Origin of the sequence: Rhodanobacter sp. Soil772, assembly GCF_001428385.1 — a bacterium.
In the GTDB taxonomy this organism is placed as follows: Bacteria; Pseudomonadota; Gammaproteobacteria; order Xanthomonadales; family Rhodanobacteraceae; genus Rhodanobacter.
Genome location: NZ_LMSK01000001.1, coordinates 724624 through 740625, shown reverse-complemented (window position 1 = coordinate 740625; position 16002 = coordinate 724624). Strand labels below are relative to the sequence as shown.

15 protein-coding genes are annotated in these 16002 nt (G+C 65.2%); 9 read left to right on the top strand and 6 right to left on the bottom strand.

The window, feature by feature from the left end; all coding sequences use genetic code 11:
* The first annotated feature begins 160 nt into the window (after positions 1-160).
* The 4 genes from asnB (at position 161) to lysS (ending at position 5136) form a co-directional block, all read left to right on the top strand.
* Positions 161-1828, top strand: a complete 1668-nt coding sequence (gene asnB, locus ASG75_RS03570; RefSeq protein WP_056385771.1) for an asparagine synthase B — start codon at positions 161-163, stop codon at positions 1826-1828.
* Positions 1829-1999: 171 nt separating this feature from the next.
* Positions 2000-3125 (top strand): peptide chain release factor 2 gene (gene prfB / locus ASG75_RS03565; RefSeq protein WP_157616887.1). Its coding sequence is split into 2 segments (ribosomal slippage): positions 2000-2074 and positions 2076-3125, totalling 1125 coding nucleotides; the frame shifts between segments, so codons are not numbered across the junction.
* Between the two features lie 42 nt (positions 3126-3167).
* Positions 3168-3494 (top strand): hypothetical protein, encoded by a 327-nt coding sequence (locus ASG75_RS03560; protein ID WP_056385770.1) that lies wholly within the window; start codon positions 3168-3170, stop codon positions 3492-3494.
* A gap of 109 nt (positions 3495-3603) precedes the next feature.
* Positions 3604-5136 carry a lysine--tRNA ligase gene (gene lysS, locus ASG75_RS03555; RefSeq protein WP_056385768.1) on the top strand — a complete coding sequence of 511 codons (1533 nt, stop codon included), beginning with the start codon at positions 3604-3606 and terminating at the stop codon, positions 5134-5136.
* Between the two features lie 52 nt (positions 5137-5188).
* Here the strand turns inward: lysS and yidC are convergent, their stop codons facing one another.
* Complete coding sequence (gene yidC / locus ASG75_RS03550; RefSeq protein ID WP_056385766.1) at positions 5189-5830, bottom strand: membrane protein insertase YidC; 642 nt, start codon at positions 5828-5830, stop codon at positions 5189-5191.
* Between the two features lie 128 nt (positions 5831-5958).
* On the opposite strand from yidC, the gene ASG75_RS03545 reads away from it, so the two are divergent.
* The 4 genes from ASG75_RS03545 (at position 5959) to zipA (ending at position 11144) form a co-directional block, all read left to right on the top strand.
* Complete coding sequence (locus ASG75_RS03545; protein WP_056385764.1) at positions 5959-6258, top strand: YciI family protein; 300 nt, start codon at positions 5959-5961, stop codon at positions 6256-6258.
* Entirely contained in the window at positions 6255-6518 is a 264-nt protein-coding gene (locus ASG75_RS03540; protein WP_056385762.1) for a BolA family protein, read from the top strand. Before ASG75_RS03545 ends, ASG75_RS03540 begins: the two co-directional genes overlap by 4 nt.
* 131 nt (positions 6519-6649) lie before the next feature.
* The gene (gene smc, locus ASG75_RS03535; RefSeq protein WP_056385760.1) at positions 6650-10159 is read left to right on the top strand and encodes a chromosome segregation protein SMC; all 3510 of its coding nucleotides are present in this window, start codon (positions 6650-6652) and stop codon (positions 10157-10159) included.
* Positions 10160-10169: 10 nt separating this feature from the next.
* Positions 10170-11144: a cell division protein ZipA gene (zipA, locus tag ASG75_RS03530; protein ID WP_056386991.1), complete on the top strand. Its 975-nt coding sequence runs from the start codon at positions 10170-10172 to the stop codon at positions 11142-11144.
* Between the two features lie 25 nt (positions 11145-11169).
* On the opposite strand, the gene msrA is transcribed toward zipA, so the two are convergent.
* The 3 genes from msrA to ASG75_RS15870 form a co-directional block, all read right to left on the bottom strand.
* Positions 11170-11679, bottom strand: coding sequence for a peptide-methionine (S)-S-oxide reductase MsrA (gene msrA, locus ASG75_RS03525; RefSeq protein ID WP_056385758.1), 510 nt, complete (start codon positions 11677-11679; stop codon positions 11170-11172).
* A complete protein-coding gene (msrB, locus tag ASG75_RS03520; protein WP_056385756.1) occupies positions 11676-12125 on the bottom strand; it encodes a peptide-methionine (R)-S-oxide reductase MsrB in 450 nt (149 codons plus the stop codon). Before msrB ends, msrA begins: the two co-directional genes overlap by 4 nt.
* A 106-nt stretch (positions 12126-12231) precedes the next feature.
* Complete coding sequence (locus tag ASG75_RS15870; protein ID WP_082547482.1) at positions 12232-12600, bottom strand: helix-turn-helix domain-containing protein; 369 nt, start codon at positions 12598-12600, stop codon at positions 12232-12234.
* 650 nt (positions 12601-13250) lie between these two features.
* Between ASG75_RS15870 and ASG75_RS03510 the strand changes: the two genes are divergently transcribed.
* Complete coding sequence (locus ASG75_RS03510; protein WP_056385753.1) at positions 13251-13781, top strand: VOC family protein; 531 nt, start codon at positions 13251-13253, stop codon at positions 13779-13781.
* 4 nt (positions 13782-13785) lie between these two features.
* On the opposite strand, the gene tadA is transcribed toward ASG75_RS03510, so the two are convergent.
* Positions 13786-14274, bottom strand: coding sequence for a tRNA adenosine(34) deaminase TadA (gene tadA, locus ASG75_RS03505; RefSeq protein ID WP_056385751.1), 489 nt, complete (start codon positions 14272-14274; stop codon positions 13786-13788).
* Between the two features lie 78 nt (positions 14275-14352).
* On the bottom strand, positions 14353-15972 hold the full coding sequence (gene guaA, locus ASG75_RS03500; RefSeq protein WP_056385749.1) for a glutamine-hydrolyzing GMP synthase: 1620 nt from the start codon (positions 15970-15972) through the stop codon (positions 14353-14355).
* Between the last annotated feature and the right edge of the window lie 30 nt (positions 15973-16002).

The following is a 16002-nucleotide window of genomic DNA, read 5'->3' as shown; positions in this document are numbered from 1 at the left end:
GCGGGGCTTCGTGCTGGCCGGCAACAACAATAATCGCGCGAACAATAACGCCAACCGTTGGCGGGCCCGCGCGTAGCAGCAAGTTTCCATTGAATACGCGAAAGAGGCCCGCCTAGTGCGGGCCTCTTTCGTTTTGGGTCTCAACCGAGGAACTTTCAACATGTGTTCGATTTTCGGAATATTCGACCTGCAGCCGGGTGACGACCTGGCGGCGCTGCGCCGGCAGGCGCTGGAACTGTCGCAGCGCCAGCGCCACCGCGGGCCGGACTGGAGCGGGGTGTTCGTCGACGCCGGGGTGATCCTGGTGCACGAGCGCCTGGCCATCGTCGACCCGGCCTCGGGCGCGCAGCCGCTGCGTTCGCGCGACGGCGCATTGGCGCTGGCGGTGAACGGCGAGATCTACAACCACCGCGAACTGCGTGTGGCCAGCGACTACGACTTCACCACCGGCTCGGATTGCGAGGTGATCAACGCGCTGTACCGCGAGCACGGCGGCGATTTCGTGGACAAGCTCAACGGCATCTTCGCGTTCGCATTGTGGGACGGCGAGGCGCAGCGTTACCTGATCGCGCGCGACCCGATCGGCGTCTGCCCGCTGTACTGGGGCCACGATGCGCAAGGCCGCCTGTGCGTGGCGTCGGAGATGAAGGCGCTGGTCGGCGTGTGCGCCGACGTGGCGGCGTTCCCGCCGGGCCATGTCTACGACAGCGCCAGCGGCGAGCTGCGCAGCTACTACGCCAGACCATGGCGCGACTACGCCGCCACGCGCGGCCATGACGTGGCTGCACCGGCCTTGCGCAAGGCGTTCGAGCAGGCCGTGCATCGCCAGCTGATGACCGACGTGCCGTATGGCGTATTGCTTTCCGGTGGGCTGGATTCGTCGCTGGTCGCCGCCTGCGCCGCGCAGTTCGCGCGCGAGCGGGTCGAGGACGACGACCGCAGCGAGGCGTGGTGGCCGCGGCTGCATTCGTTCGCGATCGGGCTGGACGGCTCGCCCGACCTGGCCGCGGCGCAGGTCGCCGCCGACGCGCTGGGCACCGTGCATCACGGCTTCGTCTACACGTTCTGGGAGGGCCTGGACGCGCTGCCCGAGGTGATCCGGCATATCGAAACCTACGACGTCACCACCATCCGTGCCGCCACGCCGATGTACCTGCTGGCGCGGCGGATCAAGGCGATGGGCGTGAAGATGGTGCTGTCGGGCGAGGGTTCGGACGAGATCTTCGGCGGCTACCTGTACTTCCACAAGGCACCGTCGGCCGAGGCCTTCCACGAGGAGACCGTGCGCAAGCTCGACGCGCTGCACAGCTACGACTGCCTGCGCGCGAACAAGGCGATGATGGCGTGGGGCGTGGAGGCGCGTGTGCCGTTCCTCGACCTGGAGTTCATCGACGTGGCGATGGGCCTGGATGCGAAGTACAAGATGGCGGGGCAGGGGCGCATCGAGAAGGCGGTGCTGCGCGAGGCGTTCGACGGCGCGCTGCCGGATGCGATCCTGTGGCGGCAGAAGGAGCAGTTCAGCGACGGCGTCGGCTACGGCTGGATCGACGGGCTGAAGGCGCACGCGGAGCAGGCGGTCAGCGACCGCGAGTTCGCTGCGGCCGCGGCGCGCTACCCGTTCAACACGCCGGCAACCAAGGAGGCGTACTTCTACCGGCGCATCTTCGAACGGCACTTCCCGGGCGAGGCCTGCGCGGCGACGGTGCCCGGCGGCAAGTCGATCGCCTGTTCATCGCCGGCGGCGCTGGCGTGGGATCCGGCGTTTGCGAACGCGGCCGATCCGTCCGGGCGGGCGGTCAAGGGGGTGCATCAGCAGGCGCTGGCCTGAACGGCGGCGCGACCATTCGCACCCCGTAGAGCGGGCCCTGCCCGCCGCCGCACGTACCAGAAGCTGGCGGGCAGTGCCCGCCCCACGATCCCGAAGTTCCCTTGCAACGGTCAGCGTCCGTGCGGGAGCGTCTGTTATTCTAGGCAGCTTGCATCCAGCGCTGACATCACCATGATCGAGACCAATCCCATCCTTGCGCAGATCGCCGACATCCGTGGGCGCGTCGAGTCGCTTAGGGGGTACCTTTGACTACGCTACAAAAAGCGAACGTCTGGAAGAAGTAACCCGCGAACTGGAAAGCCCCACCGTGTGGGACGATCCGGCCCGTGCGCAGGAACTGGGCCGCGAACGCGCCCGCCTGCATACCATCGTCCACGGCATCGACACGCTGACCGCCGGCCTCACCGATGCCGGCGACCTGCTGGAGATGGCGATCGCCGATGGCGACGACGAGACCGCCCATTCGGTGGTCGACGACCTGGCCAAGCTCGATGCGCAGGTGAGCAAGCTGGAATTCCAGCGCATGTTCTCCGGCAAGATGGACGCGATGAACGCGTTCGTCGACATCCAGGCCGGTGCCGGCGGCACCGAGGCGCAGGACTGGGCCGAAATGCTGTTGCGCATGTACCTGCACTGGTGCGAATCGCGCGGCTGGAAGACCGAGTTGATGGAAGTCAGCGGCGGCGACGTGGCCGGCATCAAGTCAGCCACGTTCCGCGTCGAGGGCGATTACGCCTACGGCTGGCTGAAGACCGAGATCGGCGTGCACCGGTTGGTGCGCAAGTCGCCATTCGATTCGGACAACCGCCGGCATACCAGCTTCACCTCGGTGTTCGTGTCACCGGAAGTTGATGACGACATCGACATCGACATCAACCCGGCCGACCTGCGTACCGACGTCTACCGTTCCTCCGGCGCGGGCGGCCAGCACGTCAACAAGACCGAATCGGCAGTGCGCATCACCCACATCCCAACCAACACCGTGGTGGCCTGCCAGACCGGTCGCAGCCAGCACGCCAACCGCGCCACCGCGATGAAGATGCTGGCGGCGAAGTTGTACGAGCTGGAAGTGCAGAAGCGCAACGTCGAGCGCGACGCGCTGGAAGCGACCAAGTCGGATATCGGCTGGGGCAGCCAGATCCGCAACTACGTGCTGGACCAGAGCCGCATCAAGGATCTGCGCACCGGCATCGAGCGTTCGGACACCCAGAAGGTGCTGGACGGAGATCTCGACGAGTTCATCGAGGCGAGCCTGAAATCCGGCCTCGAGGCCGGTTCCAAACGCGTCGATGCGTGACGCCCGATTCCTTTCGCTCCGCTCACTGACGAGGTGGCCCGCATGAACAGCAAGAAGATCTGTGCAATCCTGATCGCCTCTGCCGCGCTGGCTGCGTTCGGCGCGGCAGCACAGTCGCAGCAAGGCAGCGCCGGCCAGGGCATCAAGCAGGATGCCAAGGCCGTCGGCCACGGCGTTGCCGACGGCGCCCGTGATGTCGGCCACGCGACCAAGCACGTCGCCAAGAAGGTCGGCCACGGTGCCAAGGAGGCCGGCACCGGCATCGGCCACGGCGCGAAGAAAGCCGGCGTCGCCGTCGGCCACGGTGCGCGCGAAGGCTGGGATGCGACGAAGCATGCGGTCAAGCAGGTGTTCGGCAAGGACGATTGACGCGCGATGCCGTCGCGGCGAGACACTGGTACACATCAGTCTGGCAATCAGATGACAGACAAAGAGGCGCCCGCCGACCGGCGCGAGCGCAGGCAGCAATGGAATCCCCATGAGTGAAACGACCGACACCCTCCCCATCGACGAGAACAAGCCCGACGACAATCGGCTGATCGCCGAGCGCCGCGAGAAACTGAAGGCGCTGCGAGGGCAGGGCATCGCGTTTCCGAACGACTTCAAGGTCGACAGCTTCGCCGGCGATTTGCAGGCCGAGTTTGCCGACAAGGACGTGCACACGGCCGAAGTCGTCGAGGTCGCGGCGCGCCGGGTGAAGATGGCCGGGCGCATCGTGCTGAAGCGCGTGCAGGGCAAGGTCAGCTTCGTGCAGCTGCAGGATTTCAGCGGGCGCATCCAGCTGTTCATCCACCAGGGCACCGTCGGCGAGACCTACGAGGCGTTCAAGGGCTGGGACGTGGGCGACATCGTGGGCGCCGAAGGCGTGCTGATGCGCACCAAGACCGGCGAGCTTTCCGTCCGGGTCGACAACCTACGTCTGCTGACCAAGAGCCTGCGCCCGCTGCCGGACAAGTTCCACGGCCTGGCCGACGTGGAGCAGCGTTATCGCCAGCGCTACGTCGACCTGATCGTCACCGAGGAAGCGCGGCGCACCTTCATGCTGCGCTCGAAGATCATCGGCACCATGCGCCAGTGGCTGGAAGCGCCCACGCGCCGCTTCATGGAAGTGGAGACGCCGATGATGCACATCATCCCCGGCGGCGCCACGGCCAAGCCGTTCATCACCCATCACAACGCGCTGGATCTGGACCTGTACCTGCGCGTGGCGCCAGAGCTTTACCTCAAACGTCTGGTCGTCGGCGGCTTCGACCGCGTCTACGAGATCAACCGCAACTTCCGCAACGAGGGCGTGTCGACCCGGCACAACCCCGAGTTCACCATGCTGGAGTTGTACCAGGCCTACGCCACCTATCACGAGATCATGGATCTCACCGAGGCGGTGATCCGCGATACCGCGCAGGCCGTGCTGGGCACCACGCAGCTGGAATGGGACGGCGCCGCGATCGACGTCGGCCCGGCGTTCCGCCGCTGGCGCATGGAAGACGCGGTGCTGGAACACAACCCGGGGATCAAACGCGAGGAACTGCGCGATCGCGAGGCGATGGCCGCGCACGCGAAGCGTCTCGGCGCACAGGTCAAGCCCGGCTACGGTTGGGGCAAGCTGCTGCTGGAAATTTTCGAGCACACCGTCGAACACACCCTGATCCAGCCCACCTTCATCACCGACCACCCGGTCGAGGTGTCGCCGCTGGCGCGCGAGAGCGATACCGACAAGGGCATCACCGACCGCTTCGAGCTGTTCGTCAACGGCAAGGAACTGGCGAATGGTTTTTCCGAGTTGAACGACCCGGAAGACCAGGCCGCGCGCTTCCAGGCCCAGGTCGACGCCAAGGATGCCGGCGATGACGAGGCGATGCACTTCGACGCCGATTACATCCGCGCGCTGGAAGTGGGCTTGCCGCCCACCGGCGGCCTCGGCATCGGCATCGACCGGCTGGTGATGCTGCTGACCGGTTCGGCCTCGATTCGCGACGTGCTGCTGTTCCCCTATATGCGTCCCGAAGCCTGAATCCGGCAGATGTGGAAACAAAGGCCTGTATATGATGCAGGCCTTTGTGCTTTCAGGATGGCATGCGACGGATACGTCGCCGTAGCAACAGGATCTGCAACAGGTTCACGCTGGTCGAGCCGGCCCAATACAGGCCGAGCCCTGCAGCAAGGTGCCACACCAAGACGAACGAGATCACTACCGGCAGAAGCTGTAGCAGGGTTCGTGTCTGTTCCGGCATCGCCGGATTGAGCAACATCGCCGCAAGGCTCAGTGCAGCGACAATCACGGCCAGCCACAGGTCCGGTCGGGCCAGCTTGGGTATCCACAGGAACGCCCCGGCACCTGCCACACTTTGCCGGATCGCTGCATATATACCGGCACCGATGGGTGCCTGCACGACGGCGACGCGCAAGCTGCTGCCTAAACCAGCAGTCACGCCATGCTCGCGGTATAGCGCCTGTGTTGCGCTGGCATAGGCTGCTGGATCCTTGGCATGACGTTCACGCAGGCGTTCCAGTTTTGGTTTCAGTGCGGCCATCTGCCGTTGTCGATGCCACCCCTGTTCGGCGACCTTCAGCGTCATCGGCAACAACATGAGACGTACGAACATCGCCAACGCGATAATGGCCAACCCGAAGCTGCCATCAAGCATTTGTGCCAGTTGCGCCAGCAAAGCGGAAATCCCCTCGACAAACATCGACCAGATAGCCATTACTCTCCCCTCGGATCATCGGTGATGAACCATACAAATGGGAATGTCCATGAGCATTTCAAGCAGAATGATCACATGACCGATGACACAGTCGGTTAAAATCACGGATTGCCTCGCAGGGAATTTCTATGTGGTACGCGATCATCGGCACCGATAACCCCGACTCGCTGGAAGCGCGCAAGTCCGCGCGCCCGGCCCATCTGGCCCGCCTGCAGCAGTTGCAGAACGAAGGCCGCATGTTGCTGGCCGGTCCGTTCCCTGCGATCGACGCGGAAGATCCGGGCCCGGCCGGTTTCAGCGGCAGCCTGATCGTGGCGGAGTTCCCCTCGCTGGCCGAGGCGGAAAGTTGGGCCAAGGCCGACCCGTATGTCGCCGCCGGCGTCTACCGCGAGACCACGGTCAAGCCGTTCCGCAAAGTGCTGCCGTGACCGCGGGGCAGCCCGTCATTGCGCAGATCCGCGAACGCCTGCAAGCCGCATTCGCGCCGGCCGAACTGGACGTGCTGGACGAAGGCCACAAGCACGCCGGTCATGCGGGGGAGGGCAAAGGGCACTACCACGTGCGCATCGTCAGCGCCGCTTTCGCCGGTCAGTTGCCGATCAAGCGCCATCGGATGATCTATGCGGCGCTGGACGGATTGATGGATCGTGGCATCCATGCCTTGTCGATTGATGCAAAAGATAAATAATAACAATTAGATAGTTACTATTATTGAAGTGCTACCTCATGTCGACGCGCATTGCAGCTCCGCCCCGCGTTTGGCACAGTGACCCGTCGCCCGGCTCTGTGGGCGTTACCCGATGACCCATTGATGACCGCATGCGCCTGACCACGATCAAACTCGCCGGTTTCAAGTCCTTCGTGGACCCGACCACCCTGCACCTGCCGAGCAACATGATCGGCGTCGTCGGCCCGAACGGTTGCGGCAAATCCAACATCATCGACGCGATCCGCTGGGTGATGGGCGAGAGCGCGGCCAGCCGCCTGCGCGGCGATTCGCTGACCGACGTGATCTTCTCCGGTTCCAACACGCGCAAGCCGGTGGGGCAGGCCACGGTCGAGCTGATCTTCGACAACGCTGACGGTTCCATCCAGGGCGAGTACGGCCAGTACGCGGAGATCTCGGTGAAGCGTCAGGTCACCCGCGACGGCCAGTCCGCCTACTTCCTCAACGGCGCACGCTGCCGCCGGCGCGACATCACCGACCTGTTTCTCGGCACCGGCCTGGGGCCGCGCAGCTACTCGATCATCGAGCAGGGCATGATCAGCCAGATCATCGAGGCGCACCCGGAAGAACTGCGCACGCACCTGGAGGAGGCTGCCGGCATCTCCAAGTACAAGGAGCGCCGCAAGGAAACCGAGAGCCGCATCAAGGCCACCCGCGAAAACCTCGACCGCGTGCGCGACGTGCGCGACGAGGTCGACAAACAGCTCGAACACCTGAACCGCCAGGCCCGCGCGGCCGAGCGCTGGAAAGCGCTGAAGGAAGAGCAGACGCGCAAGGAAGCCGAGTTGCGCGCGCTCGAATACCGTGGCCTGAAAAGCCAGCACGATGGCGAAGGTGCCGGCCTGTCCGCTGCCGAAATCGAGATCGAGAAACAGCTCGCCGACCAGCGCCAGATCGAGGCACAGCTGGAAAGCGTGCGCGAACACCACACCGACGCCAGCGAACACCTGAATGCCGTGCAGGCCGAGGTGTACAAGGTCGGCGCCGAGATCGCCCGGGTCGAGCAGCAGGTTCGCTACAACAAGGAAACCGCCGATCGCCTGCAGCGCGCCCACGGCGACGCCGAGCGCGAGCATGCCGAACTGGCCGAGCACATCGCCACCGACCGCGAACAGGGCGAGGCGCTGCGCCTGGCCTTGGCCGAGGGCGAACCGAAACTCGAAGCCCTGCAGCAGTTGCAGGACGACACCGGCGAAGCCCAGCGCAGCACCGAGGCGAAGCTGGCCGACTGGCAACAACGTTGGGACAGCCACACCCGCAATGCCGGCGAATCCAACCGCGCGGCCGAGGTGGAACGCACCAAGCTCAATTATCTCGACCGCCAGGCGATCGACCTGTCGCGCCGGCGCGAGGCGCTGGAAACCGAGCAGAAGGCCACCGACGTGGCCGCGCTGGATGCCACCGGCCAGCAGTTGATCGACGAACATGACACCCAGCGCGAACGCGTGGAAACCCTGGGCGGCCTGCTCGACCAGCACAAGTCCAGTCACGCGAAGGTGCTGGAAGAAGAACGTCAGGTGCAGTCGACGCTGAACGAGGCACGCCAGCAGCTGCAGGCGGCGCGCGGCCGGCACGCCTCGCTGGAAGCACTGCAGCACGCCGCGCTGGGTCAGGAAGAAAGCGCCGCCAGCAGCTGGCTGGCCCGGCTGGGGCTGGACCGCTCGCGCCGTCTCGGTGAATCGCTGCAGGTCGAAGCCGGCTGGGAAACCGCGGTGGAAACCGCGCTGAGTGGCTTCCTCGACAGCGTGCTGGTGGATGGTTCGCATGCACTCGCCGCCGAATTCAACGCACTCGAAAACGCCGACGTGGCGCTGCTCGATGCCGCCGACGGCGGCGCCAACACCGCCGGCACGCTGGCTGCCCATGTGCGCGGGCCGGCCGCGGCGCTGGCGATCCTCGGTCATGTGCTCACCGCCGAGTCGCTGGACGAAGCGCATCAACGCGTGGCCGCGCTGTCGGCACTGGCGCCGTACCAGTCGGTGATCACCCGCAGCGGCGAATGGCTGGGGCCGGGCTGGGCGCGCGTGCGCCGCGCGCAGGGCAGCCAGGTCGGCGTGCTGGCGCGCGAGCGCGAGCTGCGCCTGCTGATCGAGCAGATCGCCATGCTGGAGGCGCAGCTGGAGGACGCCAGCGAGCGGCTCGACGCGCTGCGTACCAGCAAGTTCGAGGCCGAGCGCGCGCGCGACGACGCGCAGCGCGAGCTGTACAACGCGCATCGCCGCCAATCCGAACTGGCCGGCCAGCTGCAAAGCCATCGCGGCAAGCTGGAAACCGCCCGCGCCCGCGCCGAGAAGGTCACCGGCGAGCTGGCCGATCTGGCCACGCAGATCGACGAACTGCAGAACCAGACCCGCGAGGCGCGTGCCCGTTTGGACGAGTCGGTCGGCCTGATGGGCGACCAGGAAGATCAGCGCCGCGAGCTGGAGAACGAGCGCCGCACGCTGCTCGAAGCGCGCGAAGAGGCGCGCATGAATGCGCGCGAGGCCGCCGAGCAATCGCATTCGCTGGCCTTGGCGCTGGAGTCGAAGCGCTCTTCGCTGAGCTCGCTGGAACAGGCGCTCGGTCGCATGGACGCCCAGCTGCGCCAGATCGAGGCGCGTCGCAACGAAATCACCGAACAGCTCGCCGCCGGCTCCGACCCGATCGCCGAACTCGAAGCCGAGCGTCAGGCGTACCTGGATCAGCGCCTGCTGGTCGACAAGCAACTGGTCGAGGCACGCCGCGCACTGGAAGATTGCGACGTCGAATTTCGCAAGCTCGAACAGCAGCGGCATCTGGCGGAGCAGGGGCTGGCCAGCTTGCGCGAGGGCCTGTCCGAGAAGCGTCTCGCCGCCCAGGCGCTGCAGCTGCGCGCCGAACAGCTGGCCGAGGCGATCGCCGCCTCCGGCCTCGAACTGGAAACTCTGCTGGCCGAACTGGCCGACGACATCGACGCCAACCAGTGGCGTCAGCAGCTCAGCGACATTGGCCAGAAGATCGCACGGATCGAGCCAGTGAACCTGGCCGCGATCCAGGAACATGCCGAGCAGAGCGAGCGCAAGACCTACCTGGACAACCAGTTGGCCGACCTGGTCAGTGCGATGGAAACATTGGAAGGCGCGATCAAGAAGATCGACCGCGAGACCCGCCAGCGCTTCAAGGAAACCTTCGACAAGGTCAACGCCGGCGTGCAGGAACTGTTCCCGCGCCTGTTCGGCGGTGGTCATGCCTATCTGGAACTGACCGGCGACGACCTGCTCAACACCGGCGTGTCGATCATGGCGCGGCCGCCGGGCAAGCGCGTGTCCAACATCACCTTGCTGTCCGGCGGCGAGAAGGCGCTGACCGCAGTGGCACTGGTGTTCGCGATCTTCAGCCTCAATCCTGCGCCGTTCTGCCTGCTCGACGAGGTGGACGCGCCGCTGGACGAAGCGAACGTGGGACGTTTCTCCAGCATGGTGCGCGAGATGAGCGAAAAGGTGCAGTTCATCTTCATCAGCCACAACAAGGCCACCATGGAAGCGGCCACCCAGCTGTGCGGCGTGACCATGCGCGAGCCGGGCGTGTCGCGGCTGGTGCAGGTGGATCTGGCCGAAGCGGCTAAACTGGCAGGAGCTGCCTGAGGACCCCATGATGACGCTGCAACCCGTGCTTGCCCTTGCCTGGAATCCTGCCGTCGGCATTCCGCTGCTGATCGTCGGCGTGATCGTATTGGCGCTGATCTGGCTGTTCGGTCAGCCCAAGAAGGAGCAGGGCAGGCGCCGGGTCGTGTCGGACCAGCACGCGGGCGAGCGTCGCGAACCGACCCTGGGCGAGCCGGGTGACGAACCGGTCGCGGGTGATCCGTTCATGGGGGGCGCGCAGCCGCAGCAGGGCGAACTCGAGATCGGCCTGCGCGAGGAGCTCGAACGGCTGGGTGCCACGTTGTCCGGCGAACGCGCCAAGACTTCCATGCCGATCGCGCCCAAGGCCAAGCCCAGGCAGCAGCCCAAGCTGGCCGATCATGTCGCCTCGATCATCGATGCCTTGCGCGCACCCAGCTCCAGCGAGCCAGCGCCGCAAGACGTCTCACCTGTCGCGGAGGAAACTCCTGCGCCAGCGGCCGCAACGGCAGCCAGTGCGCCGCAGCGTTCCGATCTAGGCCGGCGTCCGCCCCAGTTGCCGGTGGAGCGCATCGTCACGTTGTTCGTGGTGGCCCGCGACGGAGGGCGTTTCCATGGCCCGGACCTGGTCGTGGCTACCGAGAAGGCCGGTCTGGAATTCGGCGACATGGGCATCTACCACCGCCTGGTCGACGGCAAGCGCGAGCTGGGGCCGATCTTCAGCGTCGCCAACATGCTCAAACCCGGCAATTTCGACCTGGCCCGGCTGGACGCCTTGCGCACGCCCGGCGTGAGTTTCTTCATGACCCTGCCGGCGCCGTTGCCCGCGCTGGACGCCTGGGACGCCATGCTGCCCACGGCGCAGCGTCTGGCCGAATTGCTGGACGGTCAGGTGCTCGATGAAGAGCGCAACGCGCTCGGGCGCCAGCGCATCGCCCACATCCGCGACCAGTTGCGCGGCTGGGATCGCGACCACGAAGGCAAGGAAATCATCTTCGGCCGCTGAGCCTTCCTGCGCTGGCTTGCTGCCATCAGCCTGCGGTGTGGCGACGGGGCAATTTCCAGTCAGGCCGGATGAAGTGGCAGGTGTAACCGTCGGGGTAGTGTTCGAGGTAATCCTGGTGCTCGGGCTCGGCCTCCCAGAAATCGCCGGCAGGCGCCATCTCGGTCACCACCTTGCCCGGCCACAGGCCCGAGGCGTCCACGTCGGCGAGGGTGTCCTCCGCGATTCGCTTCTGCTCCTCCGACGCGTAGAAGATTGCCGAACGATACGAACTGCCGCGGTCGTTGCCCTGGCGATTCAACGTGGACGGGTCGTGGATCTGGAAGAAGAATTCCAGCAGCGTGCGGTAGCTGATCCGCGCAGGATCGAACACGATCTCGATCGCCTCGGCATGGCTGCCGTGGTTGCGATAAGTTGCATTCGGCACGTCGCCGCCGCTGTAGCCGACCCGGGTCGAGACAACGCCGTCCTGGCGGCGGATCAGGTCCTGCATGCCCCAGAAGCAGCCGCCAGCCAGGACGGCGCGTTCGGTCGTCATCGCACGTTCTCCACCTGGTCCAGATAGGCGCCGTAGCCCTCGGCTTCCATGTCGTTGCGATGGACGAAGCGCAACGAGGCCGAGTTGATGCAGTAGCGCAATCCGCCGCGATCGGCCGGGCCATCGGGAAAAACGTGGCCGAGGTGGCTGTCGCCGTGCACCGAGCGTACTTCGGTGCGAATCATGCCGTGCGTGGCGTCGCGCCGTTCGTTGACGTGGGCTGGCTCGATCGGCTTGGTGAAGCTCGGCCAGCCGCAGCCCGATTCGAATTTGTCGGACGAGGCGAACAGCGGCTCACCCGACACGACGTCGACATAGATGCCCGGCTGCTTGTTGTGCAAGTATTCGCCGGTTCCGGGGCGTTCCGTGCCGCTCTGCTGGGTTACCCGATACTGCTCAGGGCTGAGGCGCGACAACACATCGGGGTTCCTGGTGTAGCGGGACATGTCGGGCCTCCTTCGGTTCGTTTCAGTCTGGATGAAGATGGCTGTCGCCGCGCCCAAATCAAGCCCGGCATACGATGAGCAGCGCAAGGGGAAAGAAGCGGGCGGTTCAAAGCGTTTTGCGGTCGTACGCCTCGCGGAACAGGCGGGCCTGCTCGCAGGTTTGCCACCAGACCCGCATGTCACGTTCGCGGTAGGTCCGCCCGGCGGGTGCATGCAGACCAAGGCGATTGATCGTCCAGCCGGCCCATTCATCGGACAATGCACCTAGGTCGCCACAACACAACAGGCGCAGCAGCCGTACGGCGGACCATGGCACGCGGTGGCGGCCGGTTTCCCAATGCCGCACTGTATGCGGCGAAACTCCGAGGTACGCAGCGCAGGCCTTGCGGCTCAAGGCGCAACTGTGGCGCAATTCAAGAAAGTCCGCGGGGGAGACGTACCAGCGGCGTACGGGGTGGTGTTTGGTTTTGTTCATGAGCTTCTATAATTTCGCATAATGTATATTATGTAAAATTACCAAACCCATCGGTATTTTTACTACAGAATCAGTGACTTACCGGCTTGTTGTGGGTCCTCAATTGGACCCGATGTGTGATAACGCGTCGTTATGGTCAAATAAAGCGCCAGGTCGGTGAAGGCGTAGCGCCCCGTAGATTTGCATTCAACGTCCCGCTGTGCGGCCCACCCTCTGCACCTGCTTGATCTGCCGCAGCCAGTCGTAGCCGTCTTGCGGCTGCAGGCTGGCACTGGCGGCCATGTTGCGAGGCGCCGTGGCCCGATGTGCGGCGCGGGTGCCTTTGAACCGGCTACGCGAGTGTTGCAGCAAGCTGTGGAGATGGCGTTTCATTCTGGTAGCCCTCGACGGCGGATGGTGAATGGGATTGACCGGACCGACCAGCCTGGGTCACGCAACGCATGCCGGTCTGTTTGCGTGATAACAGGATCGGGGCTGTGAAGCCGCAGATAAACAGCATTCGGGCGATCGCTCCGTTTCCGTATGGGAACAGTGCCGGCCGTGGCTGATTGTTCACCCATGGAAACTTACTGGCCATCAGTCAGGGGTTTTGCCGGGGATGGCCGATGCCCATGTAGCCGCTCATCGCCTATTCGAGCGGGTGCCGGACCATGGGCAAATCACTATTCGCGCTGCTGCTTTTCGCTTTCAACCTGGCCGCGATCGCGCCATCGAGCGCTCGCGCGGCCACGCTGTACGGTGGCGGCTACGTCAGTGTCGGTGTGCCGGACCTGGAACAGGCTGTGGCGTTTTTCCAGGATGTTCTGGATTGCCGTCTGATTGGTCCGGAATCCGCGGTGGCCGAGGCCTCATCGGACGACGTACCGGCGTCTCGCCTGCTGTCCTGCGATGCTGGCTCGGTCATCGAGCTGTTTGACAACCGCGGCATCTCCCCTTCCCCCGCATCGGGTCGGGCCGAGCGGCCGCTGCAGTTCGTTTCGGACGATGTGCAGCACGCCAGCGAATGGCTGCGGCATATGGGCGTCAACGTCAGCGGATCGCCGCACCGGCTGACGTCCGGTCCGCTGGCCGGACGCATGGTGCTTGATTTCGTGTCGCCGTGGGGGCTGCGGTTGCAACTGCTCGGCAGCGATGCCAGTGCGCCTGCCGGCGGATCCCTGGCCACGGTCGACGGCGGCTGACCGCTCAGCGTCGGGCGCGGAAGAACTCGCGCAACATGCCGGCAGACTCCTCGGCGAGCAGGCCGCCGACCACGTCGATGCGGTGGTTGTGGCGGGCATCGACCAGGGTGTCGAACACGCTGCCGGCGGCGCCGGTCTTGGGGTCGGCGGCGGCGTAGACCACGCGGCCAAGGCGGGCATGGATCATCGCCATCGCGCACATCGAACACGGCTCTAGCGTGACGTACAGCGTGCCGCCGGACAGGCGGTGGTTGGCCAGTTTCTCGCCAGCCGCGCGCATGGCCATGATTTCGGCATGGGCGGTTGGATCATGCAGGGTGATGTTGCGGTTCCAGCCCAGTCCGACGATCTCGCCGTCCTGCACCAGCACGGCCCCCACTGGCACCTCGCCCTCGGCGTCGCGGGCGTGCGCCGCCAGCTGCAGCGCACGCTGCATGTACTGCACGTCGGCAGTTGAGAATGTACTTGAAGTTCCGGTTATTTCGTCAGTCATTTCAATATATTGTCGCTTGAATGTGAGAAAGCCGGCAAATTGCCGGCCTTCCCTTTCGCGCGCAAGTCACTGATTTCCTTATTCCCACTCGATCGTGGCGGGTGGCTTGCCACTGATGTCATAGACAACGCGAGAAACACCGCGTAACTCATTGATAATTCTGTTTGAAACCTTGCCAAGGAACTCGTACGGCAAGCGTGCCCACTGTGCGGTCATGAAGTCGATGGTCTCCACCGCGCGCAATGCGATCACCCATTCGTAGGCGCGTGCGTCGCCGACCACGCCGACCGACTTCACCGGCAGGAACACCGCGAACGCCTGGCTGGTCTTGTCGTACAGGTCGGCCTTGCGCAGTTCGTCGATGAAGATCGCGTCGGCTTGGGCCAGCAGTTCGGCGTATTCGCGCTTCACCTCGCCCAGGATGCGCACGCCCAGGCCGGGGCCGGGGAACGGATGGCGGTAGACCATCGCCCGCGGCAGGCCGAGTTCCACGCCGATCCGGCGCACCTCGTCCTTGAACAGCTCGCGCAGTGGCTCGACCAGCTTCAGTTTCATGTGCGCCGGCAGGCCGCCGACGTTGTGATGGCTCTTGATGACGTGGGCCTTGCCGGTCTTGCTGCCGGCGGACTCGATCACGTCGGGGTAGATCGTGCCCTGTGCCAGCCACTTCACCTTGCTGCCGTCGGCGGTGATCTTGCCTGACTCCTCGTCGAAGATCTCCACGAACAGGCCACCGATGATCTTGCGCTTGGCTTCCGGATCGGCCACGCCTTCAAGCGCCTTGAAGTAACGATCGGCCGCGTTGACGCGGATCACCTTGACGCCCATGCCATGCTCATCGGAAGCGGCGGCCATGGTGGCCATCACCTGGTCGCCTTCCTGCCAGCGCAGCAGGCCGGTGTCGACAAACACGCAGGTCAGCCGATCGCCGATCGCCTTGTGCAGCAACGCGGCAACCACCGACGAATCGACGCCGCCGGACAGGCCCAGCAGCACGTGGTCGTCGCCGACCTGGGCGCGCACGCGGGCGATCTGGTCGTCGATGATGTTCGCCGCTGTCCACAGCGTCTTGCAGCCGCAGATCTCGGTGATGAAACGCTTCAACAGCGCCCCGCCCTGCTTCGTGTGCGTCACTTCCGGGTGGAACTGCACGCCGTACCAGCGCCTGGCCTCGTTCTCCATCACCGCGACCGGGATGCGATCGGTCGCGCCGGTGACCACGAAGCCCGGCGGCGCTTTCGACACGTGGTCGCCGTGGCTCATCCATACATCCAGCTTGCGCTCGCCCGGATGATCGCTGAGGCCGTCGAACAGGCGGCTCGGCGCCACGATGTCCACGCTGGCATGGCCGAACTCGCGTGCGTCCGCCGCTTCCGTGGCACCACCGAGCTGGGCGGCCAGGGTCTGCATGCCATAACAGATGCCGAGGATCGGCAGGCCGGAGTCGAACACCTGCTGCGGGGCCTTCGGCGCGCCTGAAAGCGTGGTGGATTCCGGGCCGCCGGAGAGAATGAAACCCTTCGCGCCGAAGGCGGCGATCTCGGCCGGGTCGTGATCCCACGCCCATATTTCGCAGTACACGCCAAGCTCGCGCACGCGCCGCGCGATCAGCTGGGTGTATTGCGCACCGAAGTCGAGGATCAGGATCTTGTCGTCGTGAAGCCGGGATTGGGGATTCGTGATTCGTGATTCGGTCATGGCTGCGCTGCGCGTAGGGAATGGTGAATC